This window comes from Tepidimonas aquatica, from assembly GCF_007556585.1.
Taxonomy (GTDB): Bacteria; Pseudomonadota; Gammaproteobacteria; order Burkholderiales; family Burkholderiaceae_C; genus Tepidimonas; species Tepidimonas aquatica.
Window position 1 is genome coordinate 19,913 of record NZ_VJNA01000017.1, and the last position, 26,123, is coordinate 46,035.

Annotated in this window: 26 protein-coding genes and 1 pseudogene; 14 read left to right on the plus strand and 13 right to left on the minus strand. The window is 70.0% G+C overall.

All coding sequences use genetic code 11. The features are described from left to right. Nucleotides 1-4: 4 nt before the first annotated feature. The 14 genes and pseudogenes from Taqua_RS07840 to nagZ all read left to right on the plus strand — a co-directional run bounded on the left by Taqua_RS07840 (nucleotide 5) and on the right by nagZ (nucleotide 12,473). The gene (locus tag Taqua_RS07840) at nucleotides 5-472 is read left to right on the plus strand and encodes a hypothetical protein (RefSeq protein WP_144326152.1); all 468 of its coding nucleotides are present in this window, start codon (nucleotides 5-7) and stop codon (nucleotides 470-472) included. A 24-nt stretch (nucleotides 473-496) separates the two neighbouring features. Beyond that, nucleotides 497-1,138 (plus strand): sigma-70 family RNA polymerase sigma factor, encoded by a 642-nt coding sequence (locus Taqua_RS07845; protein ID WP_144326153.1) that lies wholly within the window; start codon nucleotides 497-499, stop codon nucleotides 1,136-1,138. Between the two features lie 34 nt (nucleotides 1,139-1,172). Next, nucleotides 1,173-1,781: an RseA family anti-sigma factor gene (locus Taqua_RS07850; RefSeq protein WP_144326154.1), complete on the plus strand. Its 609-nt coding sequence runs from the start codon at nucleotides 1,173-1,175 to the stop codon at nucleotides 1,779-1,781. 4 nt (nucleotides 1,782-1,785) lie between these two features. Beyond that, nucleotides 1,786-2,793 carry a MucB/RseB C-terminal domain-containing protein gene (locus Taqua_RS07855; RefSeq protein WP_144326155.1) on the plus strand — a complete coding sequence of 336 codons (1,008 nt, stop codon included), beginning with the start codon at nucleotides 1,786-1,788 and terminating at the stop codon, nucleotides 2,791-2,793. Nucleotides 2,794-2,881: 88 nt separating this feature from the next. Beyond that, entirely contained in the window at nucleotides 2,882-4,378 is a 1,497-nt protein-coding gene (locus tag Taqua_RS07860) for a DegQ family serine endoprotease (protein ID WP_246094659.1), read from the plus strand. A 101-nt stretch (nucleotides 4,379-4,479) separates the two neighbouring features. After that, nucleotides 4,480-6,294 (plus strand): translation elongation factor 4, encoded by a 1,815-nt coding sequence (gene lepA, locus Taqua_RS07865; RefSeq protein ID WP_144326156.1) that lies wholly within the window; start codon nucleotides 4,480-4,482, stop codon nucleotides 6,292-6,294. Then, nucleotides 6,291-7,271, plus strand: a complete 981-nt coding sequence (gene lepB / locus Taqua_RS07870) for a signal peptidase I (RefSeq protein ID WP_425472589.1) — start codon at nucleotides 6,291-6,293, stop codon at nucleotides 7,269-7,271. Before lepA ends, lepB begins: the two co-directional genes overlap by 4 nt. A gap of 29 nt (nucleotides 7,272-7,300) precedes the next feature. Continuing rightward, on the plus strand, nucleotides 7,301-7,708 hold the full coding sequence (locus Taqua_RS07875) for a DUF4845 domain-containing protein (RefSeq protein WP_342780913.1): 408 nt from the start codon (nucleotides 7,301-7,303) through the stop codon (nucleotides 7,706-7,708). A gap of 3 nt (nucleotides 7,709-7,711) precedes the next feature. Continuing rightward, nucleotides 7,712-8,425, plus strand: coding sequence for a ribonuclease III (gene rnc, locus Taqua_RS07880; protein WP_144326157.1), 714 nt, complete (start codon nucleotides 7,712-7,714; stop codon nucleotides 8,423-8,425). 19 nt (nucleotides 8,426-8,444) lie between these two features. Further along, entirely contained in the window at nucleotides 8,445-9,359 is a 915-nt protein-coding gene (gene era / locus Taqua_RS07885; RefSeq protein ID WP_425472590.1) for a GTPase Era, read from the plus strand. 3 nt (nucleotides 9,360-9,362) lie between these two features. Further along, complete coding sequence (gene recO, locus Taqua_RS07890; protein WP_144326159.1) at nucleotides 9,363-10,145, plus strand: DNA repair protein RecO; 783 nt, start codon at nucleotides 9,363-9,365, stop codon at nucleotides 10,143-10,145. After that, a complete protein-coding gene (locus Taqua_RS07895; protein ID WP_144326160.1) occupies nucleotides 10,142-10,942 on the plus strand; it encodes a pyridoxine 5'-phosphate synthase in 801 nt (266 codons plus the stop codon). The genes recO and Taqua_RS07895 overlap by 4 nt, the downstream gene beginning before the upstream one ends. Then, nucleotides 10,939-11,322 (plus strand): annotated as a pseudogene (gene acpS / locus Taqua_RS07900) (holo-ACP synthase); the annotation flags it as partial. The gene Taqua_RS07895 and the pseudogene acpS, both read left to right, overlap by 4 nt. Nucleotides 11,323-11,393: 71 nt before the next feature. Then, complete coding sequence (gene nagZ / locus Taqua_RS07905; protein ID WP_144326162.1) at nucleotides 11,394-12,473, plus strand: beta-N-acetylhexosaminidase; 1,080 nt, start codon at nucleotides 11,394-11,396, stop codon at nucleotides 12,471-12,473. On the opposite strand, the gene accD is transcribed toward nagZ, so the two are convergent. From accD to Taqua_RS07970, 13 genes are all read right to left on the minus strand, one after another. Beyond that, nucleotides 12,470-13,333 (minus strand): acetyl-CoA carboxylase, carboxyltransferase subunit beta, encoded by an 864-nt coding sequence (accD, locus tag Taqua_RS07910; RefSeq protein WP_144326163.1) that lies wholly within the window; start codon nucleotides 13,331-13,333, stop codon nucleotides 12,470-12,472. The two genes, nagZ and accD, sit on opposite strands and share 4 nt — an antisense overlap. Before the next feature lie 60 nt (nucleotides 13,334-13,393). After that, complete coding sequence (trpA, locus tag Taqua_RS07915; protein WP_144326164.1) at nucleotides 13,394-14,230, minus strand: tryptophan synthase subunit alpha; 837 nt, start codon at nucleotides 14,228-14,230, stop codon at nucleotides 13,394-13,396. Further along, nucleotides 14,227-15,507, minus strand: a complete 1,281-nt coding sequence (gene trpB, locus Taqua_RS07920; protein WP_144326165.1) for a tryptophan synthase subunit beta — start codon at nucleotides 15,505-15,507, stop codon at nucleotides 14,227-14,229. Before trpB ends, trpA begins: the two co-directional genes overlap by 4 nt. Continuing rightward, nucleotides 15,504-16,199, minus strand: a complete 696-nt coding sequence (locus Taqua_RS07925) for a phosphoribosylanthranilate isomerase (protein ID WP_144326166.1) — start codon at nucleotides 16,197-16,199, stop codon at nucleotides 15,504-15,506. The genes trpB and Taqua_RS07925 overlap by 4 nt, the downstream gene beginning before the upstream one ends. A 15-nt stretch (nucleotides 16,200-16,214) precedes the next feature. Beyond that, entirely contained in the window at nucleotides 16,215-17,009 is a 795-nt protein-coding gene (gene truA / locus Taqua_RS07930) for a tRNA pseudouridine(38-40) synthase TruA (RefSeq protein ID WP_144326167.1), read from the minus strand. Nucleotides 17,010-17,021: 12 nt separating this feature from the next. Beyond that, on the minus strand, nucleotides 17,022-19,439 hold the full coding sequence (locus Taqua_RS13715) for a motility hub landmark protein FimV (protein ID WP_281287775.1): 2,418 nt from the start codon (nucleotides 19,437-19,439) through the stop codon (nucleotides 17,022-17,024). Between the two features lie 180 nt (nucleotides 19,440-19,619). After that, nucleotides 19,620-20,738 (minus strand): aspartate-semialdehyde dehydrogenase, encoded by a 1,119-nt coding sequence (asd, locus tag Taqua_RS07940; RefSeq protein ID WP_144326169.1) that lies wholly within the window; start codon nucleotides 20,736-20,738, stop codon nucleotides 19,620-19,622. A gap of 250 nt (nucleotides 20,739-20,988) precedes the next feature. Then, nucleotides 20,989-22,059 (minus strand): 3-isopropylmalate dehydrogenase, encoded by a 1,071-nt coding sequence (leuB, locus tag Taqua_RS07945; RefSeq protein ID WP_144326170.1) that lies wholly within the window; start codon nucleotides 22,057-22,059, stop codon nucleotides 20,989-20,991. Nucleotides 22,060-22,137: 78 nt separating this feature from the next. After that, entirely contained in the window at nucleotides 22,138-22,788 is a 651-nt protein-coding gene (leuD, locus tag Taqua_RS07950; protein ID WP_144326171.1) for a 3-isopropylmalate dehydratase small subunit, read from the minus strand. Then, nucleotides 22,789-22,923 (minus strand): entericidin A/B family lipoprotein, encoded by a 135-nt coding sequence (locus Taqua_RS07955; protein WP_221933927.1) that lies wholly within the window; start codon nucleotides 22,921-22,923, stop codon nucleotides 22,789-22,791. 20 nt (nucleotides 22,924-22,943) lie between these two features. Next, nucleotides 22,944-24,365 carry a 3-isopropylmalate dehydratase large subunit gene (gene leuC / locus Taqua_RS07960; protein ID WP_144326173.1) on the minus strand — a complete coding sequence of 474 codons (1,422 nt, stop codon included), beginning with the start codon at nucleotides 24,363-24,365 and terminating at the stop codon, nucleotides 22,944-22,946. 120 nt (nucleotides 24,366-24,485) lie between these two features. Next, nucleotides 24,486-25,796 carry a citrate synthase gene (locus Taqua_RS07965; protein WP_132961941.1) on the minus strand — a complete coding sequence of 437 codons (1,311 nt, stop codon included), beginning with the start codon at nucleotides 25,794-25,796 and terminating at the stop codon, nucleotides 24,486-24,488. Beyond that, entirely contained in the window at nucleotides 25,793-26,110 is a 318-nt protein-coding gene (locus Taqua_RS07970; protein ID WP_144326174.1) for an FAD assembly factor SdhE, read from the minus strand. Before Taqua_RS07970 ends, Taqua_RS07965 begins: the two co-directional genes overlap by 4 nt. Nucleotides 26,111-26,123: the final 13 nt, after the last annotated feature.

Below are 26,123 nucleotides of genomic sequence, written 5' to 3' on the forward strand. Positions count from 1 at the left end.
CCCCATGCCCCGCTACGCGGCCGCCGCGCTGCAGCACCCGGCGCGCGCCGTCGTGGTGACGGGGTGGCTGCCGGTGTCGGCGGCCGCGGTCGTCCTGGCGGGAGCGCTGACGACGTGGGCGTGGCACGACCCTGGTCTTGGCCCGGCCTGGTGGGTCGGGGTGGCGGCGTCGCTTGGCTGGTTGGCGTGGGCGGCTTGGTCGCTGCGGCACGCCCAGGCCGGTGTGCTGCGCTGGGAGCCCGCGCCCGCGGGTGGCGGCGTGTGGCGCTGGTGCCCTGTCGATCGGCCGCGCGGGCGGGTGTTGGTGCAACTGCAGGCGTGGCCGCTGCCCGGGGGCAGCCTGCTGCTGCGCGCGCAAGCGCCGGACGGCTGGGTAGGGTGGCTGCACTGCACCCGTGGCAACGGCGATGCGGCCTGGCGCGCACTGCGCCGGGCGCTGACCTTGCCCGGTGACGCGCCTGCGCAGCTATAGTCGGTGCCCGAGCCTCGATTCAACATGCACGCCGACCACGACACCCCCCGCCCTGGTGATGCCGACGCCGCGCTGGTGCAGCGCGCGCTGGCCGGCGACGTGCGCGCCTTCGAGCTGCTGGTGGTCAAGTACCAGCGCCGGGTCGAGCGCCTGATCGGCCGCCTGGTGCGCGACCAGGACTTGGTGCAGGACCTGGCGCAAGAGACCTTTGTGCGTGCCTGGCGGGCGCTGCCGCAGTTTCGCGGGGACGCGCAGTTTTACACCTGGCTGTACCGCATCGCCGTCAACACGGCCAAAAAGGCGTTGCAAGAGCTCAAGCGCGACCCCCTGGTGCCGATGAGCGCGCTGCACAGCGGTGACGACGGCGACGAAACTTCGCACCCGGAACTGGATCTGATGACGCAGGTGGCCGACGCCGAGACGCCCGATGCGGTGCTGGCCAGCAAAGAAATCGCGCAAGCGGTGCAGGCGGCGGTGGAAGCGCTGCCGCCAGAGCTGGCGCAAGCCATCACGCTGCGCGAGATCGACGGTTTGAGCTACGAGGAGATTGCCCAGGCGCTGGGCTGCCCGATCGGCACCGTGCGCTCGCGCATTTTCCGGGCGCGCGAAGCCATCTCGGCGCGCATCAAGCCGATGCTGGAGCGGCAGTCGGGCAAGCGATGGTGAACGGTGCCGCGCACCGTGGACAGGTGAACACGCTATGAACATGCCACGTCGCACGTCAAACCCATCGGCCGAGCCGCGGCGGCTGGGTTGGTCCGCGCTGTTCGACGGCGAGTGCAGGGCCGACGAGCTCGACCGTCTGCTGGGCCACGAGGATGCTGCGGCGCGCGATGCCGCCTGGGACCTGTACCGTTGCATTGGCGATGCGCTGCGCGCGCACGAAGCGGCCCAACCGAGCGCGGCCGACCCGGACTTTGTGCGCGCGGTGATGGCCCGCGTGGCGAAGGAGCCCCAGGTCTCACCAGAGCCGGCCGCGCGGCTGCAACGCCGCACCGCGCTGCCCTCCGCAGCCAACGCCGCGTTGTGGCGCTGGCGCGCGCTGGCCGGGGTGGCGGCGCTTGCGGCGGTCGTGGCGGTGCTGTGGCCGGTGCTCGGGCCCACCGGTGGCGTGCCGGGCGAGCCGGTGACGCTGGCGGGGGCGCCCGCGCCGGCCGCGCCGCCCACCGCGGCGGAGGCGGAGTCGGCCGCGCGCGACGCGCAGCTGGACGACCTGGTGGCCGCGCACCGGGCGTGGGGCAGCGCGTCGGCGCTGCAGGCGCCGGGCGGCTTTTTGCGCACCGTGGCGTACGACACGCCGGGACGTTGACGCGATGGGCACCCGTGGCACGGTTTACGCTGGTCGGCCGCCGCTGGCGGCGCGCTGGTTGGCCGGCTGGTTGACGCTGTGGCTCGCCTGGGCCTCGGTGGCGCACGCAGCGCCACCCGAGGCGCCGACGTTGACGGTGGCCGGCTGGCTGCAGCGGCTGCACGCCGCCACCCGCAACCGGGCCTACAGTGGCACCTTCGTCGTGACGCGTGGCGACGAGGTGGCCGCCGCGCGTGTAGCGCACGTGTGCGACGGCCAGCACCAGATCGAGCGCATCGAAACGCTCAGTGGCCCGGTGCGGGTGACGTGGCGCTACGACGACGAGGTGCTGACGCTGTGGCCGCAGCGGCAGTTCGGGCTGCGCGACCGGCGCGAGGTGCTGCGCTTGTTTCCCGGGCCGTCGCGGGTGCCGGGGGTGGACGTGGACGAGTACTACCGCGCGGTGACGCGCGGCGCGCAACGGGTGGCTGGACTCGACGCCTGGGTGGTGGAGTTCGTGCCGCGGGATGAGTGGCGCTACGGCTACCGCGTGTGGTCGGAGCAGACCACCGGGCTGGCGCTGAAGCTGCAGACCGTCGGGCCGGGCGGTCAGGTGCTGGAGCAGATGGCCTACACCGACGTGCAACTGGACGTGCCGTTGCGCATGGACGCGCTGTTGCGCCAAATGGCCGACACGCAGGGCTACCGCGTGCAGCAACCCAATTTGACCAAAACGACGTTGCAGGCGCTGGGCTGGCGCTTCAACGGCGGCGTGCCGGGGTTCCAGTGGCTGGGTTGCTGGCAGCGCGACGACGCGGTGGCGCGCGAGCGCCCGCCGGTGCAATGCGTGTTGACCGACGGCTTGGCTTCGGTGTCGCTGTTCATTGGGACGGGGGGGGCTGCGCCGGCGCGTGTCAGCGGGGCCATGCAGGTGCGCTCGCTTGCGGTGGGGGAGCACACGCTGACCGCCGTCGGCGAAGTCCCCCCAGCCACCCTGCAGCGCCTGCTGGCTGCCTTGGAGCGCGAGCCTTGACAGTGCAGTGCACAGTCCCCATATCGACCCTATACCACCCCATGGCCCGGCCCGCTGGCCGCGGCGTTTGTTGACCCAGGTGAGAGCCATGTCTGAAGCCCAACCCCTGCAACCGGTCTGGCGCCGCTGGGCGCCGATGACCGTGACGCTGGCGGCCAGCGTCGCGCTGCTGTGGGCCGCGGTGCAGCCGCGCGTCGACGCCCAGCCTGCCAACCCGGCCACCAGCGCCGCCGCGCCGGCGCCGCGCCTCAGCGGCTTGCCCGACTTCACCGTGCTGGTGGAGGAGGTGGGGCCGTCGGTGGTCAACATCCGCACCGTCGAGCGCGTCAGCCGCGCGCCCCAGCCCGGCACGCCGGACGAGCAGATGCAGGAGTTTTTCCGCCGCTTTGGCATCCCGCTGCCGCCGGGCATGGTGCCGCGTGGTCCGCGCGGCGGGGACGACGACGAGGGCAGCCGCGAGCGCCGCCAGCGCGGGGTCGGCTCGGGCTTCGTCTTCAGCGCCGACGGCTACATCATGACCAACGCGCACGTGGTCGACGGTGCGGAAGAGGTCATCGTCACCCTCAGCGACAAGCGCGAGTTCAAAGCGCGCGTCGTGGGGGCGGACAAGCGCACCGACGTGGCGCTGGTCAAAATCGACGCCACCGGGCTCAAGCCGGTGCGCATCGGCGACGTTGGCCGGCTCAAGGTGGGCGAGTGGGTGATGGCCATCGGCTCGCCGTTTGGCCTGGACAACACCGTCACCGCTGGCATCGTCAGCGCCAAACAGCGCGAGACGGGCGACTTCGTGCCGTTCATCCAGACCGACGTGGCCATCAACCCCGGCAACTCCGGCGGGCCGCTGATCAATATGCGCGGCGAGGTGGTCGGCATCAACAGCCAGATCTACTCGCGCTCGGGCGGCTTCATGGGCATCAGCTTCGCGATCCCGATCGACGAGGCGGTGCGCGTGGCCGAACAGCTCAAGGCGCACGGTAAGGTCACGCGCGGGCGCATTGGCGTGGCCATCGAGCCGGTGGACAAGGAGGTGGCCGAGTCGCTCGGGTTGCCGCAGGCCGCTGGTGCGCTGGTGCGCGGGGTCGAGGACGGCTCGCCCGCCGCCAAAGCCGGTATCGAGCCGGGTGACATCATCCTGCGCTTCGATGGCAAGGCCATCGAGCAGTCGGTGGACCTGCCGCGCATCGTCGGCAACACCAAGCCCGGCACCAAGGCCGCGGTGGAGGTCTGGCGCCGCGGCGCCACCCGCACCCTGACGGTGACGGTGGGCACGTTCGACGACGAGGAGGCCCAACCCGCCCGCAGCGAGCCGGCCAAGGCCGCGCCGCTGGGCTTGACGGTGCGCGAGCTCAGCGCGGCCGAGCGGCGCCAGCTGAAGGTGACCGGCGGCGTGCGCGTGGTCGAAGCCAGCGGCCCCGCGGCGGCGGCGGGCGTGCAGCCGGACGACGTCATCGTCGGCGTGGGCAACCAGCCGGTGGGCAGCGTGGCGGACTTCGAGCGCATCACCGCGGCGCTGCCGAAAGGACGGCCGGTGACGCTGCTGCTGCGCCGCGGCGAATGGGCGCAGTGGGTGCTGGTGCGGCCGTGACCGCCCGGCGCCGCGACGCCGGCCTTGGCGGCGCTGCGCCTACAATGGCGGGTTGATCGCCATGCAGGCGCGCACCCCAGTGGCGCGCCTTCCTTTTTGTCATGAAGCACATTCGCAACTTTTCCATCATCGCGCACATCGACCACGGCAAAAGCACGCTGGCCGACCGCCTGATCGCGCGCTGCGGCGGCCTGAGCGAGCGCGAGATGACCGAGCAGGTGCTCGACTCGATGGAGCTGGAAAAGGAGCGCGGCATCACCATCAAGGCGCAGACCGCGGCCCTGCAATACAAGGCGCGCGACGGCCAGACCTACAACCTCAACCTGATCGACACGCCCGGGCACGTGGACTTTTCCTACGAGGTCAGCCGCTCGCTGTCGGCGTGCGAAGGCGCGTTGCTGGTGGTGGACGCCAGCCAGGGGGTGGAGGCGCAGACGGTGGCCAACTGCTACACCGCACTGGACCTGGGGGTGGAGGTGTTGCCGGTGCTCAACAAGATGGACCTGCCGCAGGCCGACCCCGAGCGCGCCAAGCAGGAGATCGAAGACGTCATCGGCCTGGACGCTTCAGAGGCGATTCCGTGCTCGGCCAAAACCGGCCTGGGCATCGATGACATCCTGGAGGCCATCGTGGCCAAGGTGCCGCCGCCGCGTGGCAACCCCGACGGCCCGCTGCGCGCGATGATCATCGATTCGTGGTTCGACAACTACGTCGGCGTGGTGATGCTGGTGCGCGTGGTCGACGGGCACCTCCACCGCGGTGACCGCATCCGGCTGATGGCCACGGGCGCCGCCTACCAAGTGGAAAAGCTGGGGGTGTTCACCCCGGCCAACCAGCCGCGCGAGGCGCTGCACGCGGGCGAAGTGGGCTACGTCATCGCTGGCATCAAGGAGCTGCAGGCTGCGCGCGTGGGCGACACGGTCACCTCGTTCAAGACCGCCAGCGGCGCCAACCTGACGCCCGTGGTCGAGCCGCTGCCCGGCTTCAAGGAGGTGCAGCCGATGGTGTTTGCGGGCCTGTACCCGACCGAAGCCAGCGAGTACGACGCGCTGCGCGACGCGCTGGAAAAGCTCAAGCTCAACGACGCCTCGCTGCACTTCGAACCTGAGGTGTCGCAAGCGCTGGGGTTCGGGTTCCGCTGCGGCTTTTTGGGCTTGCTGCACATGGAAATCGTGCAGGAGCGGCTGGAGCGCGAATTCGACCAGGACCTCATCACCACCGCGCCCAGCGTGGTGTACCAGGTGGTCAAGGGCGACGGCGAGGTCATCGAGGTCGAAAACCCGTCCAAGATGCCGGAGCCGGGCCGCATCCAGGAAATCCGCGAGCCGATCGTCACCGTGCACATCTACGTGCCGCAGGACTACGTCGGCCCGGTGATGACGCTGTGCAACCAAAAGCGCGGCGTGCAGCTCAACATGGCCTACCACGGCAAGCAGGTGCTGCTGACCTACGACCTGCCGCTGGCCGAAATCGTGCTGGACTTCTTCGACAAGCTCAAGTCCGTCAGCCGCGGCTACGCGTCGATGGACTACGAGTTCAAGGAGTACCGCCCGTCGGACGTGGTCAAGGTGGACATCTTGCTCAACGGCGACAAGGTCGACGCGCTGTCCATCATCGTGCACCGCAGCCAGGCGCAGCACCGCGCCCGCGCCGTCGTGCAAAAAATGCGCGAAATCATCAGCCGCCAGCAGTTCGACGTGGCCATCCAGGCCGCCATCGGCGCGCAGATCATCGCGCGTGAAACCGTCAAGGCGTTGCGCAAAAACGTGCTGGCCAAATGCTACGGGGGCGACATCACGCGCAAACGCAAGCTGCTCGAAAAACAAAAGGCCGGCAAGAAGCGCATGAAGCAAATCGGCACCGTCGAGGTGCCGCAAGAGGCGTTTTTGGCCATCTTGCAAGTGGACGAATCATGAACGATCAAACCATGGCCACGCTCACCGGCGTGGTGCTGGCCGCCTTCGCCGGTTACGGCGCGGCCTGGGCGCTGGGGGTGGTGGAGGGCAACTTCGCCGTGCTGCTGCTGGCGGCGGTGCTCATCACCGGCGTGTACTGGGTGGCGGAAAAACTCGTTTTTTTGCCGCGGCGCCGCGCCGCGGCCGATGCCGCGTGCGCCCAGGCGCGCCAGCGCGTCGCCGAAGCCGCGCGCGCCGGTGTGGCGCCGGAGCCGGTGGACGAAGCGGCGCTGCGCCAGCGCCTGCTGCAGCAACCCTGGTGGCTGGATTGGACCGCTGGGCTGTTTCCGGTCATTGTGGCCGTGTTTGTGCTGCGCTCGTTTTTGTTCGAGCCGTTCAAGATCCCATCCGGTTCGATGATCCCCACGTTGCAGGTGGGCGACCTGATCCTGGTCAATAAGTACCACTACGGCGTGCGGTTGCCGGTGGTCAACACCAAGGTCGTCGACAACCATACGCCCCAGCGGGGTGACGTGATCGTCTTTCGTTTTCCGCCCAAGCCCAGCCTGGACTACATCAAGCGCGTCGTCGGCGTGCCGGGTGACGAGGTGGCCTACCTGAACAAACAGCTGACGATCAACGGCCAGCCGGTGCCGCGCGTGCCCGCCCCGGACTACTACGACGCCGACGCGATGCGCTACCGCAAGCAGTTCATCGAGGTGCTGGGTGGTAAGCGCGTGCACACGCTGGTGGACGATGAGCAGCCACCGTTCGTGCCGGCGGTGGGCGACTTCCCCCACCGCGACCAGTGCCGCTACAGCATCGAGGGGGTCGTGTGCCGAGTACCACCGGGGCACTACTTCGTCATGGGCGACAACCGCGACAACTCGCTCGATTCGCGCTTTTGGGGCTTCGTGCCGGAGGACCACATCGTCGGGCGCGCGTTTTTGGTGTGGATGAACTTTGGCGACCTCAGCCGCATTGGGCGTTTCGAATGATCGGCCCGCACGCGGCGAAAGACGCTATCATGCGACGCGAGGGCACCGAGCTGGCCGGGGCATCGGCCAGCGGTCGCCCGGTGGGGGTTACCATGAAGCGGCAACAGCGTGGTGTGTCGGTCATCGGCATGGTCTTGGTCGGGATCATCCTGGCGCTGGTGGTGGTGTTGGCGGCCAAGGTCGTGCCCACCGTAACCGAATACTGGGCGATCCAAAAGGCGGTCAACCGGGCGGCACAAAGCGGCACCACCGTCACCGAGATTCGCAACGCTTTCGAGCGTGCCAAGACGGCCGACTATTTCGAGGCCATCAGCGGCAAGGATCTCGACATCAGCAAGGATGGCGACAACATCGTCGTCGAGTTCGCCTACGACAAGGAAATCCACCTGTTCGGCCCGGCGTACCTGGTGCTGAAGTACCGCGGCCGCAGCCAGTGAACGATGCATGACGCCCAAGCCACCCCGCTGGAGGGCTTGCAGGCCCGTCTGGGGCACACGTTTCGTGACCCGGCGTTGCTGCGCCAGGCGCTGACGCACCGCAGCCACGGCCGCGAGCACTACGAACGGCTGGAGTTTTTGGGCGACGCCGTGCTGGGGCTGGTGGTGTCGACGCTGCTGGTGCAGCGCCTGCCCGAAGGACGCGAGGGCGACCTGTCGCGTGCCCGCGCGGCGTTGGTGCGACAGGATGCGCTGCACCGCATTGCGCTGCAACTGCAGCTGCCGCCGCTGGTGCGTGTCGGCGAGGGCGAGCGGCGCAGCGGCGGCCACGAGCGCCCCTCCATTTTGGCCGACGTCGTCGAGGCCCTGTTGGGCGCCGTCTACCTGGATGCCGGCTTCGAGGCAGCACGGGCCGTGGCGATGCGCTGGTACGCCGGGGTCGATATGGTGCCGGTGGGGGCGGACAAGGATCCCAAGACCGCGCTGCAGGAGTGGCTGCAGGGGCGGCGCCTGGCGCTGCCGCGCTACGAAGTGGTGGCCGTGCATGGCCAGGCCCACGCGCAGACGTTCGAGGTGGCCTGCCACGTGCAGGGTCAGCCCGAGCCGACGCGCGGCCGTGGCGCGTCGCGCCGCGCTGCCGAACAAGAGGCCGCCGCGGCGATGCTGCAACGCCTGCGCCATGCCCCCGGCACGCCACGCCCGCGTGCCTTGGCTTGACAGGGGTCCGAACCACACCATGGACGACGCTTCCCAACCCTCCGCCATGCTTGCCCCCACCCGGTGTGGCTATATCGCCATCGTCGGTAAACCCAACGTCGGCAAATCCACGCTGCTCAATGCCTTGGTCGGGGCCAAGGTCAGCATCACGTCGCGCAAGGCGCAAACCACGCGCCACCGCATCACCGGCATCCGCACCGAAGGCGCCGCGCAGTTCATCTTCGTCGACACGCCGGGCTTCCAGACGCGGCACGACAACGCGCTCAACCGCGCGCTGAACCGCACCGTGGTGGCCACGCTGAGCGACGTCGACGTGGTGCTGTTCGTCGTCGAGGCGGGCCGCTTCGACCTGGCCGACGCCAAGGTGCTGGCGTTGCTGCCGCCCAAGGTGCCGGCCATCCTCGTGGCCAACAAGCTCGACCGCGTGCACCGCCGCGCCGAGCTGGCGCCGTGGCTGCGCAGCATGCAAGACCGGCACCCTTTTGCCGAGTTTTTTCCGATGTCGGCGCGCAGCCCGCGCGACGTGCAGCGCTTGCTGGCGTTGTGTGAGCGCTACCTGCCCGAGCAGCCGTGGCTGTACGAGGCCGACGACCTGACCGACCGCAGCGAGCGTTTTTTGGCTGGCGAGCTGGTGCGCGAAAAGCTCTTTCGCCTCACCGGCGACGAGCTGCCCTACAGCGCCACGGTCGTCGTCGACCGCTTCGAGCACGAGGGCGACCTGCGCCGCATCGCCGCCACCATCATCGTCGAGCGTGACAACCACAAGGCCATGGTCATCGGCGAAGGCGGCGCACGCCTCAAGCGCATCGGCACCGAAGCGCGCCAGGAGCTGGAGCGGCTGTGGGGTGGCAAGGTCTATCTGGAGCTGTGGGTCAAGGTGCGCTCGGGCTGGTCGGACGACGAGGCCAAGCTGCGCGCCTACGGTTACGAGTGAGACGTGGTCCGGCGCAGCCCCCGGGTGCACGACGAACCGGCCTACGTCGTGCACCAGCACGACTGGAGCGAGTCCAGCCTGATTCTGGATGTGTGGGCGCGCCACCACGGCCGCGTGGTGCTGGTGGCCAAAGGCGCCAAGCGCGCCACCTCGGCGCTGCGCGCGGTGCTGCTGCCGTTGCAACCGCTGCGGCTCGACTGGAGCGGCGCCGACGAGGTGCGCACGCTGCGCGGCGCGATCTGGGCTGGCGGGCACGTGCTGCCGCGCGGTGACGCGCTGCTGGCTGGCTACCACCTCAATGAGCTGCTGCTGCGCTTGCTGCCGCGCGGTGAACCGCACCCCAGCCTGTTCGACGCCTACGCTGCGGCGGTGGCGGGCTTGGGGCGGGGACAGCCAGCGGCCCCGTTGCTGCGTGCGTTCGAGCTGTTGCTGCTGCGCGCGCAAGGCTGGCTGCCCGACCTGGCCCGCACCGCGGCGGCGCTGCAGCCGCTGCAACCCACCCAGCACTACCGCTTGCTGCCGGAGCATGGCCTGCTGCCCTGTGAGGCCGAGCGCGGGTTGCCCGGGGCGCACTGGCTACGGCTGGCCGCCGCGCTGCAGGCGCCCGAGCCGTGGGATGCGCTGCAAGCCAGCGCCCAGGCGGTGCTGGCAGCGCCCGCGCTGCGCCAGGAGCTGCTGCCGCTGCTGCACTACCATAGCGGCGTGCGCGCGCTGCGCAGCCGCGCCCTGTGGCGCGAGGTGCAGCGCTTGCTGCCCCTCCCCACCACGTCCGATACCGTGCCATGACCCCCGCCCACCGCCCACGCACCGCTTTGTCCGTCAACGTCAACAAGGTGGCGCTGCTGCGCAACAGCCGCCACATCGGCATCCCGAGCGTGACGCGCGCGACCACGCTGTGCCTGCAGGCCGGGGCGCACGGTATCACCGTGCATCCGCGGCCCGACGAGCGCCATATCCGCTGGCACGACGTGTTCGACATCGCCGCCGTCGTGCAGGCCTGGCCCGGGCGCGAGTACAACATCGAAGGCAACCCGTTTCACAACCTGCTGGACGTGGCGCGCGAGGTGGTGGCGCGCGGCCTGCCGCTGCATCAGCTGACCTTCGTGCCGGATGACGTGGGGCAGTTCACCAGCGACCACGGCTGGCGCCTGCCGGATGACGCCGAACGGCTGCGTCCGGTCATTGCGCAGGCCCGCGCGCTGGGCGCCCGGGTGAGCCTGTTCATGGACCCCGACCCACAGGCGATGGCCGCTGCGGCCGCCGTGGGGGCCGACCGCGTCGAGCTCTACACCGAGCCCTACGCCGCCGCCTGGCCCGATGCGGCCGCGCGTGCGCAGTGGTTGCCACGCTACCGCGCCGCTGCGGCGGCGGCGCAGGCTGCGGGGTTGCAGGTCAACGCCGGCCACGACCTCAACCGCGACAACCTGACCGATTTTTTGCGCGCGGTGCCGGGTGTGGCCGAGGTGTCGATCGGGCACGCACTGATCGCCGACGCGCTGGAGCTGGGCTACGCCGCCACCGTGCAGGCGTACCTGGCGTGCATCGCGGCGGCCGACGCCGCGGCGACCGAGGCTGGCGCATGATCGTCGGCATAGGCACCGACGCCTGCGACGTGCGGCGCATCGCGGCCGCGCTGCAACGCCACGGGCCGCGCTTTGCCCAGCGTATCCTGGGCGCGCACGAGCTGTCCGTGTGGCAGCGGCGCAGCCAGCGCTGGCCCGAGCGCGGGCTGCGCTACCTGGCCACGCGCTTTGCCGCCAAAGAAGCCTTTGCCAAAGCCGTCGGCCTGGGCCTGCGCGCCCCGATGACGTGGCGCGCCTGCCAAATCGTCAACGCGCCCAGTGGCCAACCGAGGGTGCAGCTCGATGGCGCGCTGCGCGCCTGGTTCGACGCGCGTGGCTGGCGCGCCCACGTCAGCCTCAGCGACGAAGGTGACCTGGCGCTGGCCTTCGTCGTCGTCGAAGCCGCGACGGCGCTCCCCACCGGCGCGCCGACCCCAACCCCATGCCTAACCGAACCGCCACTGGAGCTGCCATGCACGCCCCCTTCATCATCGACATCGCCGGCACCCGGCTGACCGAGGCCGACCGCGCGCGCTTGGCCCACCCTCTGGTGGGCGGCGTCATCCTGTTCAGCCGCAACGCCCACAGCCGCGCGCAGCTGACGCGCCTGTGCGCGCAGATCAAGCGGGTGCGGCGCGACCTGTTGATCGCCGTGGACCACGAAGGCGGGCGGGTGCAGCGCTTCCGCTTCGACGGCATGACGCACCTGCCGGCGATGCGCGAGTTGGGCCGCCTGTGGCGCCAGGCGCCCGAGCTGCGTCCCGGCGAAGCGGCGCTGGCGGCCTGCAACGCCGCTGCCGCCGCTGGCTACGTGCTGGCGGCCGAGCTGCGCGCCTGCGGCGTGGACCTGAGCTTTGCGCCGGTGCTGGACCTCGACCACGGCCGCAGCGAGGTCATTGGCGACCGCGCCTTCGACGCCGACGCCCGCGTGGTCACGCTGCTGGCGCAAAGCCTGATGCACGGCATGCGCCAAGCCGGCATGGCACATTGCGGCAAGCATTTCCCAGGGCACGGCTGGGCCGAGGCGGACTCGCACGTAGACCTGCCGGTGGACGACCGGCCGCTGGAGGCGATTTTGGCCGACGACGCCGCGCCGTACGGTTGGCTGAGCGCCAGCCTGGCTGCGGTGATGCCGGCGCACGTGCTGTACCCGCAGGTCGATACGCGCCCGGCCGGGTTTTCGGCGGTGTGGCTGCGCGACGTGTTGCGCCAGCGGCTGGGTTTTACCGGCGCCGTGTTCAGCGACGACCTCAGCATGGCCGGCGCGCGCGTGCTCGACGGCCGCACGCTCAGCTACACCGAGGCCGCCCTGGCCGCCTTGCACGCCGGCTGCGACATGGTGTTGCTGTGCAACCAAAGCCTGGTCGACGGCGGCGCGGCGATCGACGAGCTCATCGAGGGCCTGGCGCGCGCCTACTACGAGGGGCGCTGGACGCCGGACGACACCTCCGAAGTGCGCCGCCGCGCCCTGCTGCCCAGCGCCGCCGCGCAGCCGTGGGATGCCCTGATGGCCGATGCGCGCTACCAGCGGGCGCTGGAGCTGCTGCCTTAAGCGACCGCGTCGGCGCTTTGGCGTGTCAGCATCGCCAACACGTTGGCCACCGTGCTGCGCAGCTCGCGCCGGTCGCAAATCATGTCGATGGCGCCTTTTTGCAGCAGGAACTCGGCGCGCTGAAAACCCTCGGGCAGCTTGACGCGCACGGTGTTTTCGATCACGCGCGGCCCGGCGAACCCGATCAGCGCCTTGGGCTCGGCGATGACGACGTCGCCCATGAAGGCAAAGCTGGCCGACACACCGCCCATCGTCGGGTCGGTCAGGATGCTGATGTACGGCAGGCGTTGCTGCGCCAGCCGCGTCAAGGCCGCGTTGGTCTTGGCCATTTGCATCAGGCTCAGCAGCCCTTCTTGCATGCGCGCGCCGCCGGTGGCGGTGAAGCAGATGAACGGCACGCGCTGCTCGATGGCGTTGTGCACGCCACGCACGAAGCGCTCGCCCACCACCGACCCCATCGAGCCGCCCATGAAATCGAACTCGAAGCACGCCACCACCACCGGCAGTGAGTGCACCGCGCCACCCATCACGACCAGCGCGTCGGTCTCGCCGGTGGCCTCCAGCGCTTCCTTGAGGCGCTCGGGGTATTTGCGGCTGTCTTTGAACTTCAGCGCATCGACCGGCAGCACCTCCTGGCCGATTTCGTAGCGGCCTTCGGGGTCCAAAAAAGCGTCCAGCCGCGCGCGCGCACCGATGCGGTGGTGATGCGCGCAGTGCGGGCAAACGTTGAGGTTCTTTTCCAGGTCAGCCTTGTACAGCACCGCGTCGCAGCTCGGGCACTTGAGCCACAGGCCCTCGGGGATGCTGCGGCGCGCGCCGCCGCTGATTTTGGGGGGCAGCAATTTTTCCAGCCAGGACATGGCAACTCCTTGCGTGGGGGCGCCTCGCCCGCGCGGGGCGCGGCGCCGTCGTGGCCGCGATTATGCGCCAGCCGCGTCGCGGGGGGGCAGGGCGTCCAGCGCCGTGCGCAGCTCGCGCATCAGCGCCTCGGCCGCTGCGGCCGCTGCCTGCGGTGGGGCCGCCTCGAGCGCCTGGATCAGACGCGTGCCGACGACCACCGCGTCGGCGTGGCGACCCACCGCCTGGGCGCTGGCGGCGTCGCGGATACCAAAGCCCACCCCGACCGGCACCCGCACGTGGGCGCGGATACGCGGCAGCATCGCCTCCACCGCGGCGGTGTCCAGGTGCGCCGCCCCGGTGACGCCTTTGAGCGACACGTAGTACACGTAGCCGCTGGCCAACGCGCCCACCTGGGCCATGCGCGCCTCGGTGCTGGTGGGTGCGAGCAAAAAGATCAGGTCCAGCCCATGCGCGCGCAGCGTGGCGGCAAATTCGGCGCATTCCTCGGGCGGGTAGTCCACCACCAGCACGCCATCGACGCCGGCCTGCGCCGCGGCGCGTGCGAAGCTGCCCGCGCCATGGCGCAACTCCCAGGCCTCGATTGGGTTGGCGTAGCCCATCAGCACCAGCGGCACATCCGCATGGCGGATGCGGAAGTCGTGCGCCATCGCCAGCACCCGCGCCAGGTCCACGCCGGCGGCCAGCGCCCGCTCGCCGGCGCGCTGGATCACGGGGCCATCGGCCATCGGGTCGGAAAACGGCACGCCCAGCTCGATGACGTCGGCCCCGCCGGCCACCAGCGCGTCCAGCACGGCCGGGGTCAGCGCGGGGTCCGGAAAGCCCGCCGTGACAAACGGGATCAGGGCGCGCCGCCCTTGCGCGCGCAGGCGCTCGAACGTGGGGGCAAGGCGGCTCATCGGGCACCTCCGGCGGTTTTGACGGCCTGGCCGCGGCAGCTCGGGCGACAGTAAAAGTCCGCGCCGCTGAGGTCCGCCACGGTGCCGATGTCCTTGTCGCCCCGGCCCGAGAGGTTGACCAGAATCGTTTGGTCGGGCCGCAGCGTCGGGGCGAACTTGATCGCGTACGCCACCGCATGGCTGGACTCCAGCGCGGGGATGATGCCTTCGGTGCGCGCCAGGCGGTGAAACGCGGCCAGCGCTTCCTCGTCAGTGACGCCGACGTACTGGGCGCGCCCGCTGTCCTTCAGCCACGCGTGCTCGGGTCCGACGCCGGGGTAGTCCAGCCCCGCGCTGATGCTGTGCGTTTCGGTGATTTGACCGTCGGCGTTTTGCAGCACGTAGGTGCGGTTGCCGTGCAGCACACCGGGCGCGCCGCGCTGCAGCGAGGCGGCGTGGCGCCCGCTGTCCAGCCCCGCACCCGCCGCTTCCACCCCCACCAGGCGCACCTGGTCGTGCGGGATGTAGGGGTAAAAAATGCCCATGGCGTTGCTGCCACCGCCGACGCAGGCCACCACCACGTCGGGGTGCGGGCCACCGTGGCCGGGCAATCCCAGTTCGGCCAGCATCTCGGGCATTTGCTGCAGGCATTCCTGCCCGATGACGCTCTGAAAATCGCGCACCATCATCGGATACGGGTGCGGGCCGGCCACCGTGCCGATGATGTAAAACGTGCGCTCGACGTGGGTTACCCAGTCGCGCAGCGCTTCGTTGAGCGCGTCCTTGAGCGTCTGGCTGCCGGAGGTGACCGGCACCACGGTGGCGCCCAGCAGCTTCATGCGGTAGACGTTGGGGCTTTGGCGCTTGACGTCCTCGGCCCCCATGTACACCACGCACTCCAGCCCGTAGCGGGCGCAGATGGTGGCGGTGGCCACGCCGTGCTGGCCCGCGCCGGTTTCGGCGATGACGCGTGGCTTGCCCATGCGCCGCGCCAGCATCGCCTGGCCGATGACGTTGTTGATCTTGTGCGCGCCGGTGTGGTTGAGGTCTTCGCGCTTGAGCAGGATTTGCGCGCCGCCCAGCTCGCGGCTCAAGCGCGCGGCGTGGTAGATCGGCGAGGGCCGGCCGACGAAATGCTTGAGCTCGTGCTGGAACTCGCGCTGGAATTCGGGGTCGGCGCGCCAGCGTTCGTAAGCGGCGCACAGCTCGTCGATGGCGTGGGTCAGCGTTTCACTGACAAAGCGCCCGCCGTAGGGGCCGAAGTGGCCCTGGGCGTCGGGGAACGTGTAGGTGGTCATGGTGCGGTCACGAAAGGGGGGGCGGCAAGCTCGGCGTCGGCCCGCCGCACAGCGGCGATGAAGGCCGACACGAGCGCGGCGTCTTTGACGCCCTTGGCGGCTTCGACGCCCGACGAGACGTCAACGCCCCAAGGGCGCACGAGCCGCACGCCATCGGTCACATTTGCGGGTGTGAGTCCACCAGACAAAACGACCCGAGCGGCGGCGTGAAGTCGAGGGTGTGACCACGGTAACGCGTTCCAGTCGAAGGCATGGCCGCCGCCGCCGTAACCCGGAACCTGGGCGTCGACCACCAACGCGGTCGCGGCGGCAAACCGTTGGGCGTATTCTAGGAGATCGAAGCCAGCCGCGCCGGCCCCCAGCGGCACGCGCGCGGCGCGCAGCCACGCGCGGCCCTGGGCCAGCGCGGCGCACTGCGCGGGCGTTTCGTCGCCGTGGAACTGCAGCACGGCGTGCGGCACCGCCTGCAGCGCGGCATCGACTTCGGCCGCGGTGGCGTTGACGAACAGCAGCACCGGCGTGACGAACGGCGGCAAGCGCCGTGCCAACGCGCCGGCGCGCTGCGGCGTGACGGCGCGCGGGCTGGCCGCGTACAGCACGAACCCGACCGCATCGGCGCCCGCGGCGGCGGCGTGTTCGACGTCGGCCTCGCGCGTCAGGCCACAGATCTTGATGCGGGTGCGGTGCGGCATGGCGGGGGCGGGGGGTTACAGCGGCAACCAGTCGAAGGCGGGCGTGCGCTCAGGCAAATCCAGCTCGGCATCGTAGCGTGGCCCCAGGAAGTACAGCCCGTCCGCAGCGAAGGTGGGGGCGGCCACCTCGCGCCGGCGGGCGTCGCGCACCTCGGCCAGCCACGACGGCGGGCGCAGACCCTGGCCGACCGCGATCAGGCAGCCCATGATGTTGCGGATCATGTGGTGCAAAAAGGCATTGGCCTCGAAGTCGAAGCGCCAGTAAGGGCCGCGGCGCGTGATGTCGATGCGGTACAAGGTTTTGATCGGGGAGTGGGCCTGGCACTGCGCGGCGCGAAAGGCACTGAAGTCGTGCTCGCCCAGCAGATGTTGCGCGGCCTGCTGCATCGGCTCCAGCGCCAGCGGCCGAAACACCCACCCCACGCGCCCGGCTTCCACACTGGGGCGCACCGGTGACTCCAGCAGCACGTAGGCGTAGCGCCGCGCACGCGCGCTGTTGCGGGCATGGAAGGTGGACGGCACGGCGCGCGCCCACTGCACCGCGATGTCGCACGGCAGGTAGCGGTTGACGCCCCGTACCCAGGAAAACAGCTCGCGCGCCACCGGCGCGTCGAAATGCACCACCTGGTTGAGTCCGTGCACGCCGGCGTCGGTGCGGCCCGCGCACACCGTGGCGATGGCTGGCACGGCGGCAAAGGTGGCCAGCGCACGCTCCAGGTGGTCCTGCACGGTGGCCCCGCTGGGCTGGCTTTGCCAGCCTTGGTAAGCCGTGCCCAGGTAGCTGATCCCCAGCGCGATGCGTGCCGTCATGCCACAGTGGCGTCAGCCCAGCTGCGCCAAAAAGGCCTGGGCACGCTCGCGCAGCTCGCCCTGCGCTTCGGCCAGCACCTCTTCGGCCAGGATGCGCGCGCCGTCGACGTCGCCGATGGCTTCGAATTCACGCGCCAACGACAGCTTGGTTTCCAGCGGATCCTGGTCGGTCGGGGGCTCGGCGCTGGCGTTGCCATCCTGGCCGGGTGTCTCGGGCGGCGCTTGCGCCGGCAGCTCGGGCAGCGGCGCGGCTTCGGTGCTTTCGTCCACCGGCAGGTCCAGCGACAGCTCCGCCACCTCCGGCGGCAGCGTGGCGGGCGCGGGAGGGGTTTGCGCCGGGGCCGCTGCCGCGGGCTCCAGGTCGATGTCGAAGTCCAGCCCAAGGTCGTCGTCGGCCGCTGCGGGGGCGGGCGGCGCCGCGGGCGGGCTGGTTTCGGTGTCGGCGGGCGGCGCGGGGGACGTGGCCGTGGCGGGGGCACCGTCATCGGCGCTCAGCGTGCTGTCCAGCGCCACGTCGATGTCGAGCGCCGAGTCGCCGGCCTGCGCCGTGGCATCGACCGTGTCCAGCGCCAGGTCCAGCGTCGGCAATTCGTCCTCAGCAGCGGCCGGCGTGGTCGTGGCGGTGTCGGCGGCGCCCGCCCCTGGCCCATAGAGTGGGTTGTCGGGGTCGAGGGCGCGCCCCTGCTCACACACCTGCGCCCAGGTGGTGGCGTCGGCCAGCGGCTGCAGCGCACGTGCTTCGGCCTCGAAGCCGGCTGTGTCGTGGCGCTGGGCCAGGATGTGCAGCAGCTTGAGTCGCGCGTCGAGCCACTGCGGATCGGCCTGCAGCGCCTCCCGCAACAGGTCCTCGGCCTGGGCGTCGCGGCCGTAGGAAAGGTACACGTCCGCTTCGGCCACCGGATCGACCGGGCTATCGGTGTCGAGCGCGTCGGCCGGTGCCGCGGTGTCGGCGTCGGCAGGCTCTGCCTCGACCGCCGCGACGCTGGCCGCTGCAGCTCCAGCTGTATCGTCGTCGGCCGCGGCGCTGCGGCGGCGCTGGCGCCAGCGCAGCGCGGCCAAAGCACCCAGCAGCAACACCACCGCGCCGGCGCCCGGCAGCGTCCAGGGGTGCTGCAGCACCGCCTGCACCGGTCCCTCCTGCGGGGCCGCTGAGGGGGCCACCGGCGCCGGCACGGCCGGCGTGGCGGGCGGCGGTGGGGGCGGCGCTGCCGGCGCGGCCGCTGGGGCGGGCGCTGGGGAGGGTTCGTTGGCTGCAGGCGCCGCCGGTGGCGCCTCGGTGGCCGGTGCGGCCGGCGGTTCGGCGCCGGCGGGCGGGGTGGCCTGTGCCTGTTGGCGCAGTTGCTCCAGGTCACGCAGGTTGCGTTCCAGCTCGGCGGCGCGCTGCTGTTGTTCGGCCTGCTGGCGTTCGGCCGCCACGCGGGCCGCGGCGTCGTCGGTGCCGGGTTTGCTCAGGGTGAGCTTGTCCGCCGTGTTGGCCTGCGGCTTGGTGTCAGCCACGGCGGCTTCGACGCTGCCCTGGGCCTGCTGGCTGGGGGCGTCGCTGCGCTGGGCGGGGGCGGCGGCCGCCAGGCGTCGCCGGTAGGCGTCGAAATCGCGCGTTTGGGCGGCCACCAGCCGACGCGCTTCGCCGGCGTCGACGCCGCGTGCGGCCTCGGCGTCGGGCAGGTCGAGCACCGCGCCGGCTTTCAGCAGGTGCACGTTGCCATGGATGAAGGCCTGCGGGTTGGCGCGCAGCATGGCCACCAGCATTTGCTCCAGCGTCACGTCGGCCGGCCGCTGCGCTTGCGCGATGCGTCCGGCGGTGTCGCCGCGCCTAACCGTGATGCGCCGCCCGGCCGGCGCCGTCGTCGCCGGGGACCGTGGCGAGGGCACCGTGGTGCTGCGCACCGGCGCGGGGGCCGGTGACGGCGCGGCGGCGGGTGCAGGGGCCGCCGCGGCCGGCTGCTCCGGCGCGGCCGGCGGTGTGCCCACCATCGGCACCACGGGCGCGGGGGGGCGCAGGTTCGGCGGGTCGAACAACAACGTGTACCCGCGCAGCAGTTCGCCCCCGGCCCAGCGGGCTACGATGACCAGGTCCAAAAAAGGTTCGGTGATCGGCCGGTCGCTGCGCACCAGCACCACCGCGCGGCCATCCGGCCGCCGCTGCAGTTCCAGTTGGATGTCGCGCAGCCAGGGGGTCCACTCCAGGCTGGCGGAGCGGTAGCGTTCCGGCCCGGCGATGTCCAGCGCGAGGGTGGCGGCTTCCTCGTCGGTGATGGCCGGGATGTCGATTTCGGCGCGCAGCGGCTCGCCCAGCGGCGACTGCACGCTGACGCGCCCCAACGCCAGCGCCCAGGCGTTGCTGGCCACGCCCAGGCTCAGGGCTGCCGCGAGCGCGACATGACGCCAGCTACGCGCGGGCGGCGTCGTCGGAGGGTGACGTTCGGGCATGGACACGGGCGCTCCTCGGCAGGAATGGCCGCACCGGCGCACGGTGCGTGCACGATGCCACCATCATAGTACCGCAGGGGACCAAGGTGCGCGTGTCGTCACGCCCCTGCATGCACCACGGCGCCCCTGCACGGCGCCGGTGTTGCCGTGGCACAACGCCGGTTGGCGACGCGGGCGACGTCAGGCCCCCAGCAGGATGCGCAGCATGCGGCGCAGCGGCTCGGCCGCACCCCACAGCAGCTGGTCGCCAATGACGAACGCGGACAGGTACTGCGGCCCCATGTTGAGCTTGCGCACGCGGCCCACGCCCACCTGCAGCGTGCCGGTGATCGACGCCGGGGTGAGCTCGCGCACGGTGATCGCGCGCTCATTCGGCACCCACTTGACCCACGGGTTGCCGCTCTGGATGATGGCCTCGACCTCCGGCAGTGGCGCATCGCGCGTGAGCTTGACGGTCAGTGCCAAGCTATGGCAGCGCATGGCGCCGATGCGCACGCACAGGCCATCGACCGGGATGGTCTGCGTGGTGCCAAGGATTTTGTTGACCTCGGCTTGGCCTTTCCATTCTTCCTTGGACTGGCCGTTGGGCAGTTGCACGTCGATCCAGGGGATCAGGCTGCCGGCCAGCGGCGCACCGAAAAACTCGGTCGGCACGTCCTCGCGGATGGCCTTGGCCACCTTGCGGTCGATCTCCAGAATCGCCGAAGCGGGGTCGGCCAGCTCGTCGGCCACCGCGGCGTGGATGACACCCATGCCCTTGAGCAGCTCGCGCATGTTGTTGGCGCCGGCGCCGCTGGCGGCCTGGTAGGTCATCGAGCTGACCCACTCGACCAGGTTTTCGCGGAACAGCCCACCCAGGCCCATCAACAGGATCGAGTTGGTGCAGTTGCCACCAATCCAGTTGTTGCCGCCAGCGGCCAGGGCCTTGCGGATCACGTGTTCGTTGACCGGATCGAGCACGATGACCGCGTCGGGCTCCATGCGCAGGGCGCTGGCGGCGTCGATCCAGTGCCCTTGCCAGCCGGCGGCGCGCAGCTTGGGGAACACCTCTTTCGTGTAGTCGCCGCCCTGGCAGGTGATGATGATGTCGCACTGCGCCAGCGCCTGGATGTCGTGCGCGTCGCGCAGCGTGCGGTGCGTCTTGGCTTGCGCCGGCGCGGGGCCGCCGGCGTTGGAGGTGGAGAAAAACACCGGCTCGATCAGGTCGAAGTCGCCCTCGGCCTGCATGCGGTCCATCAGGACCGAGCCGACCATGCCGCGCCAGCCGACCAGGCCGACCAGGTTGCCAACGTTGTTCATCGCGTGTGCCCTTTCAGTCGAAGAGGTGGAGAAGCCCCTGGCTGCTGCCCGGCTCGTCTGGCCGGGGTGGGCGCACGACGAACCAGGCTGGTGTCAGCCGGTAATCGTGGTCGTGGTTTTGATGGTGGCGCGCGCAGCCACCGCCGTGCGCACGGCGGTGCGTCCAGCCGGTTTCAGCAGGGAAAGCGCCATCGTCATCATCGTTTCATTGTAGCGCAGCCTGGCTGACCGCAGGCTGACCGCGCCGCCATCACCCCAGCGCCCGGACCACCGCGTCGCCCATCTGCGCCGTGCCCACCACGGTGCAGCCGGGGCTGGCGATGTCGGCGGTGCGCAGACCTTGCGCCAGCACGCGCTGCACGGCGGCCTCGATGCGGTCGGCCGCTTCGGGCTGCTTGAGCGAGTAGCGCAGCATCATCGCCGCCGACAGGATGGTGGCCAGCGGGTTGGCCACGCCCTTGCCGGCGATGTCGGGCGCGCTGCCGTGGCTGGGCTCGTACAGCCCCTGGCCGCGCTCGTTGAGACTGGCCGACGGCAGCATACCGATCGAGCCGGTCAGCATCGCCGCCTCGTCCGACAGGATGTCGCCAAACATGTTGCCGGTGACGATGACGTCGAACTTCTTGGGCGCCTTGACCAGCTGCATCGCGGCGTTGTCCACGTACATGTGGTCGAGCTCGACGTCGGGGTAGTCGCGGTGCACCTCGGTGACGACGTCCTTCCAGAGCTGGAAGGTTTCCAGCACGTTGGCCTTGTCGACACTGGTGACTTTGCGGTTGCGTTGCCGCGCGGCCTCGAACGCCACGCGCGCGATGCGCTCGATTTCGGGCCGGCTGTAGCGCATCGTGTCGAACGCCTCTTCGGCACCGGCAAACGGGCCGTCCGGCGCGGCCCGTCGCCCGCGTGGCTGGCCAAAGTAGATGTCGCCGGTGAGCTCGCGGATGATCAGGATGTCCAACCCCGCCACCAGCTCCGGCTTCAGGCTGGAGGCGTGCGTCAGCTGCTCGTAGCACAGGGCCGGGCGAAAGTTGGCGAACAGCCCGAGCTGCTTGCGCAACCCCAAGATGGCCTGCTCCGGCCGCAGCGGCCGCGGCAGCGTGTCGTACTTCCAGTCGCCCACGGCGCCAAACAGCACCGCGTCGGCCTGCTGGGCCAGCGCCAGTGTCGCATCGGGCAGGGGATGACCGGCGGCCTCGTAAGCGGCGCCGCCCACCGGGGCGGTTTCCATCTCCAGCGGCAGGGCGAGCGCGCGCAGGACTTTGACGGCCTCGGCGACGATTTCGGGGCCGATGCCGTCACCGGGCAGGATGGCGATTTTCATGGCGTGTGGGCAACTACAGTATCGACAACGGGCGGCGCCGTGGCCGCCCAGCGGGTTGGAGGGCGCCGCGCCGATCGGTTAGCCGGCCCAGGTGCGCGCCAGCCATGGGAAGCGGGCCAGCCGCTCGGCTTCGAAGGCGCGAATTTTGTCCGCGTGGCGCAGCGTCAGGCCGATGTCGTCCAAGCCGTTGAGCAGGCAATATTTGCGAAACGGCTGCACCTCGAAGCCGATTTCGGTGCCATCGGGCTTGACCACCACCTGGCGCTGCAGGTCGATGGTCAACTCGTAGCCCGGTAACGCCGCCACCTCGTGGAACAGCTGGTCCACCGTGGTGTCAGGCAAGGTGATCGGCAGCAGGCCGTTTTTGAAGCAGTTATTGAAAAAGATGTCGGCAAAGCTCGGCGCGATCAGCGCCCGAAAGCCGTACTGCTGAATCGCCCACGGCGCGTGCTCGCGGCTGGAGCCGCAGCCAAAATTTTGGCGCGCCAGCAGGATCGAGGCACCCTGGTAGCGCGGCTGGTTCAGCACGAAGTCCGGGTTGGGCTGGCGTGTCGCCGGGTCTTTGCCCGGCCAGCCCGGGTCGAGGTAGCGCCACTCGTCGAACAGGTGCGGCCCGAAGCCGCTTTTGTGGATCGACTTCAGAAATTGCTTGGGGATGATGGCGTCGGTGTCGACGTTTTCACGGTCGATCGGCGCGACGATCCCGCGGTGGATGGTGAAGCGTTCCATTTATTTTTTGGCCGCGTCTTGCAGGACCTGGCCACCTTTTTGAATGTCTTTGCCCAAACCTTGGACGGTGTTGCAGCCCGCCAGCCACAGGCCGGCGCAGGCCAGCAGGGTCACGATCAGCCGTTGCATCTGCATTCCCCTCGTGTCTGGATGCCTTACGCGAACTGGCGGACATCGACAAAATGGCCGTGGATGGCAGCCGCGACGGCCATGGCCGGGCTGACCAGGTGGGTGCGTCCGCCGGCACCCTGACGGCCCTCGAAGTTGCGGTTGCTGGTGCTGGCGCAGCGCTCGCCCGGCTCGAGCCGGTCGGCGTTCATCGCCAGGCACATCGAACAGCCGGGCTCGCGCCACTCGAAGCCCGCGGCACGGAAGATCTCGTGCAGGCCTTCGCGCTCGGCTTGCGCCTTGACCTGGCCGGAGCCGGGCACCACCAGCGCTTGGCGCACGTTGCGCGCCACCTTGCGGCCAAGTTTTTGCACCACGGCGGCGGCCTCGCGCAGGTCGTCGATGCGGCTGTTGGTGCACGAGCCGATGAACACCTTGTCCACCGTGATGTCGGTGATCGGTTTGCCCGGCGTCAGGCCCATGTACTGCAGCGCCCGCTCCATCGCGGCGCGCTTGACGGGGTCGCGCTCGCGTTCGGGGTCGGGCACGCGCTCGGTTACCGGCAGCACCATCTCTGGCGAGGTGCCCCAGGTCACCTGGGGCAGGATCTGCCGCGCGTCGAGCTCCACCACCGCGTCCCAGTGCGCGTCGGGGTCGGAGTGCAGCGTGCGCCAGTACGCCACCGCCTGCTCCCACTCGGCGCCGCTGGGCGCCAGCGGCCGGCCGCGCACGTACTCGATGGTCTTGTCGTCCACCGCCACCAAGCCGGCGCGCGCGCCGGCTTCGATGGCCATGTTGCACACCGTCATGCGGCCTTCCATGCTCAGCGCGCGGATGGCGCTGCCCGCGAACTCGATCGTGTAGCCGGTGCCGCCCGCGGTGCCGATCTTGCCGATGATGGCCAGCACGATGTCTTTGGCCGAGCAGCCGCGCGGCAGCTCACCCTCGACGCGGATGAGCATATTCTTGGCCTTCTTCGCCAGCAGCGTTTGGGTGGCCAGCACGTGCTCGACTTCGCTGGTGCCGATGCCGTGCGCCAGCGCCCCGAACGCGCCGTGCGTGCTGGTGTGGCTGTCGCCGCACACCACGGTCATGCCCGGCAGCGTGGCGCCGTTTTCCGGGCCGATGACGTGCACGATCCCCTGGCGCGGGCTGAGGAACGGGAAATACGCCGCGGCGCCAAAGGCGCGGATGTTGGCGTCCAGCGTGACGATCTGCTCTTTGCTGATCGGGTCGGCAATGCCGTCGTAGCCCAGCTCCCAACCGGTGGTGGGGGTGTTGTGGTCGGCGGTGGCGACGATGGAGCTGACGCGCCACGGCTTGCGTCCCGCCAGCCGTAGGCCTTCGAACGCCTGCGGGCTGGTGACTTCGTGTACCAGGTGGCGGTCGATGTAGAGGATGGCGGTGCCGTCCTCTTCGGTGTGAACGACGTGTTCGTCCCAGATCTTGTCGTACAGCGTGCGGCCCATGGTGGTTGGCGTGTGCAGGGTGAGGCCTGTGGCGGCATAAAAACGACCTACGATTGTAGGCCGTGGCGTCGATCGATGCCCACAAGGCGGCGGCCGCAAGCCGGGTGCGGCCGTGGGGCATCAGCGCTGCTCGATCGGCTGGACGTCGCGTCGCGCCGCGCCGGTGAACAACTGGCGCGGGCGGCCGATCTTGTACTCGGGGTCGGCCAGCATTTCGTTGAGCTGAGCGATCCAGCCCACGGTGCGCGCCAACGCGAAGATGCCGGTGAACAGGCTGACCGGGATGCCGATGGCGCGCTGCACGATGCCGGAGTAAAAGTCGACGTTGGGGTACAGCTTGCGCTGCACGAAGTAGTCGTCCTCCAGCGCGATTTGCTCCAGCTTGCGCGCCAGCGCAAACAGCGGGTCGTTGTCCAGACCCAGCTCGCCCAACACCTCGTGGCAGGTCTCCTGCATCAGTTTGGCGCGCGGGTCGTAGTTTTTGTAAACGCGGTGGCCAAAGCCCATCAAGCGCACGCCCGAGGACTTGTCCTTGACCTTGGCGATGAACTCGCCGATCTTGGCCACGCCGCCCATGGCCTGGATTTCTTCCAGCATGTTGAGGCACGCCTCGTTGGCGCCGCCGTGGGCCGGGCCCCACAGGCAGGCCACGCCGGCGGCGATCGCCGCAAACGGGTTGGTGCCGGAGCTGCCGCACAGACGCACGGTGGAGGTGGAAGCGTTTTGTTCGTGGTCCGCGTGCAGGATGAAGATGCGGTCCATCGCACGCTCCAGCACCGGGTTGACGGTGTAGTCCTCGCACGGCGTGGCGAACATCATGCGCAGGAAGTTGCCCGCGTAGCTGAGGTCGTTGCGCGGGTAGATGTAGGGCTGGCCAATGCCGTACTTGTACGCCATCGCCACCAGCGTGGGCATCTTGGCGATCAGGCGGATGGCGGCGATTTCGCGGTGCTCGGGGTTGTTGATGTCGGTGCTGTCGTGGTAGAAGGCCGACATCGCGCCCACCAGGCCGGTCAGCACCGCCATCGGGTGCGCGTCACGGCGGAACCCGCGCAGGAAAAACTGCATCTGCTCGTGCACCATCGTGTGCTTGGTCACACGCTCGGTGAACTCGGCTTTTTGCTGCGCGTTGGGCAGCTCACCGTACAGCAGCAGGTAGCAGGTTTCCATGTAGTCGCACTGCGTGGCCAGCTGCTCGATCGGGTAGCCGCGGTAGAGCAGCTCGCCCTTGTCGCCGTCGATGTAGGTGATGGCCGACTGGCACGACGCCGTGGACAGAAAGCCCGGGTCGTAGGTGAACATGCCGGTTTGGGCGTACAGCTTGCGGATGTCGATGACGTCCGGCCCCATCGTGCCGGAGTAGATCGGCAGCTCGACGCTGGGCGCGCCGTTCGAGAACGACAGGGTGGCCTTGTGGGCTTGCAGTTTCATGGGGAGTCCTTGCTCGTCGTGGCGGTGGGTGGGTTGTCGTGGGGATTGGGAGTGCGCAGCAACGCCAGCACCTCGAGCACCTCGGGCGTGGCCAGAGCGCCTTCGGGCTCGCGGCGGCGCAGCAGCAGGTCCAGCAAGTCGTTGTCGGCCAGGTCCATCAGCGCCGCCAGGCCGCGCGCCTGCCGCACCGTCAGGGTGTCGCCGTGGCGCGCGAAAAAGCGCTCGATGAACAGGTCGTTTTCCAGCAGGCCGCGGCGACAGCGCCAGCGCAGACGCGCCAGCTCGCGCTCATCCAGCGGCGTGCGGTCGTCCATGGCCCCAGGCTCC

Excerpts from the sequence above, each read along its gene's own strand:
- Taqua_RS07970 (WP_144326174.1), bottom strand. The coding sequence starts at position 26,110 with ATGGACGACCGCACGCCGCTGGATGAGCGCGAGCTGGCGCGTCTGCGC.
- trpA (WP_144326164.1), bottom strand. The coding sequence starts at position 14,230 with ATGAGCCGCCTTGCCCCCACGTTCGAGCGCCTGCGCGCGCAAGGGCGG.
- leuB (WP_144326170.1), bottom strand. The coding sequence starts at position 22,059 with ATGAAAATCGCCATCCTGCCCGGTGACGGCATCGGCCCCGAAATCGTC.
- asd (WP_144326169.1), bottom strand. The coding sequence starts at position 20,738 with ATGAACAACGTTGGCAACCTGGTCGGCCTGGTCGGCTGGCGCGGCATG.
- Taqua_RS13715 (WP_281287775.1), bottom strand. The coding sequence starts at position 19,439 with ATGCCCGAACGTCACCCTCCGACGACGCCGCCCGCGCGTAGCTGGCGT.
- leuC (WP_144326173.1), bottom strand. The coding sequence starts at position 24,365 with ATGGGCCGCACGCTGTACGACAAGATCTGGGACGAACACGTCGTTCAC.
- rnc (WP_144326157.1), top strand. The coding sequence starts at position 7,712 with ATGCATGACGCCCAAGCCACCCCGCTGGAGGGCTTGCAGGCCCGTCTG.
- trpB (WP_144326165.1), bottom strand. The coding sequence starts at position 15,507 with ATGACCACCTACACGTTCCCCGACGCCCAGGGCCACTTCGGCCCCTAC.
- lepB (WP_425472589.1), top strand. The coding sequence starts at position 6,291 with ATGAACGATCAAACCATGGCCACGCTCACCGGCGTGGTGCTGGCCGCC.
- Taqua_RS07845 (WP_144326153.1), top strand. The coding sequence starts at position 497 with ATGCACGCCGACCACGACACCCCCCGCCCTGGTGATGCCGACGCCGCG.
- Taqua_RS07860 (WP_246094659.1), top strand. The coding sequence starts at position 2,882 with ATGTCTGAAGCCCAACCCCTGCAACCGGTCTGGCGCCGCTGGGCGCCG.
- Taqua_RS07875 (WP_342780913.1), top strand. The coding sequence starts at position 7,301 with ATGCGACGCGAGGGCACCGAGCTGGCCGGGGCATCGGCCAGCGGTCGC.
- era (WP_425472590.1), top strand. The coding sequence starts at position 8,445 with ATGGACGACGCTTCCCAACCCTCCGCCATGCTTGCCCCCACCCGGTGT.
- Taqua_RS07840 (WP_144326152.1), top strand. The coding sequence starts at position 5 with ATGCCCCGCTACGCGGCCGCCGCGCTGCAGCACCCGGCGCGCGCCGTC.
- lepA (WP_144326156.1), top strand. The coding sequence starts at position 4,480 with ATGAAGCACATTCGCAACTTTTCCATCATCGCGCACATCGACCACGGC.
- Taqua_RS07855 (WP_144326155.1), top strand. The coding sequence starts at position 1,786 with ATGGGCACCCGTGGCACGGTTTACGCTGGTCGGCCGCCGCTGGCGGCG.
- truA (WP_144326167.1), bottom strand. The coding sequence starts at position 17,009 with ATGACGGCACGCATCGCGCTGGGGATCAGCTACCTGGGCACGGCTTAC.
- Taqua_RS07955 (WP_221933927.1), bottom strand. The coding sequence starts at position 22,923 with ATGCAGATGCAACGGCTGATCGTGACCCTGCTGGCCTGCGCCGGCCTG.
- Taqua_RS07965 (WP_132961941.1), bottom strand. The coding sequence starts at position 25,796 with ATGAAACTGCAAGCCCACAAGGCCACCCTGTCGTTCTCGAACGGCGCG.
- accD (WP_144326163.1), bottom strand. The coding sequence starts at position 13,333 with ATGTCCTGGCTGGAAAAATTGCTGCCCCCCAAAATCAGCGGCGGCGCG.
- nagZ (WP_144326162.1), top strand. The coding sequence starts at position 11,394 with ATGCACGCCCCCTTCATCATCGACATCGCCGGCACCCGGCTGACCGAG.
- leuD (WP_144326171.1), bottom strand. The coding sequence starts at position 22,788 with ATGGAACGCTTCACCATCCACCGCGGGATCGTCGCGCCGATCGACCGT.
- Taqua_RS07925 (WP_144326166.1), bottom strand. The coding sequence starts at position 16,199 with ATGCCGCACCGCACCCGCATCAAGATCTGTGGCCTGACGCGCGAGGCC.
- Taqua_RS07895 (WP_144326160.1), top strand. The coding sequence starts at position 10,142 with ATGACCCCCGCCCACCGCCCACGCACCGCTTTGTCCGTCAACGTCAAC.
- Taqua_RS07850 (WP_144326154.1), top strand. The coding sequence starts at position 1,173 with ATGAACATGCCACGTCGCACGTCAAACCCATCGGCCGAGCCGCGGCGG.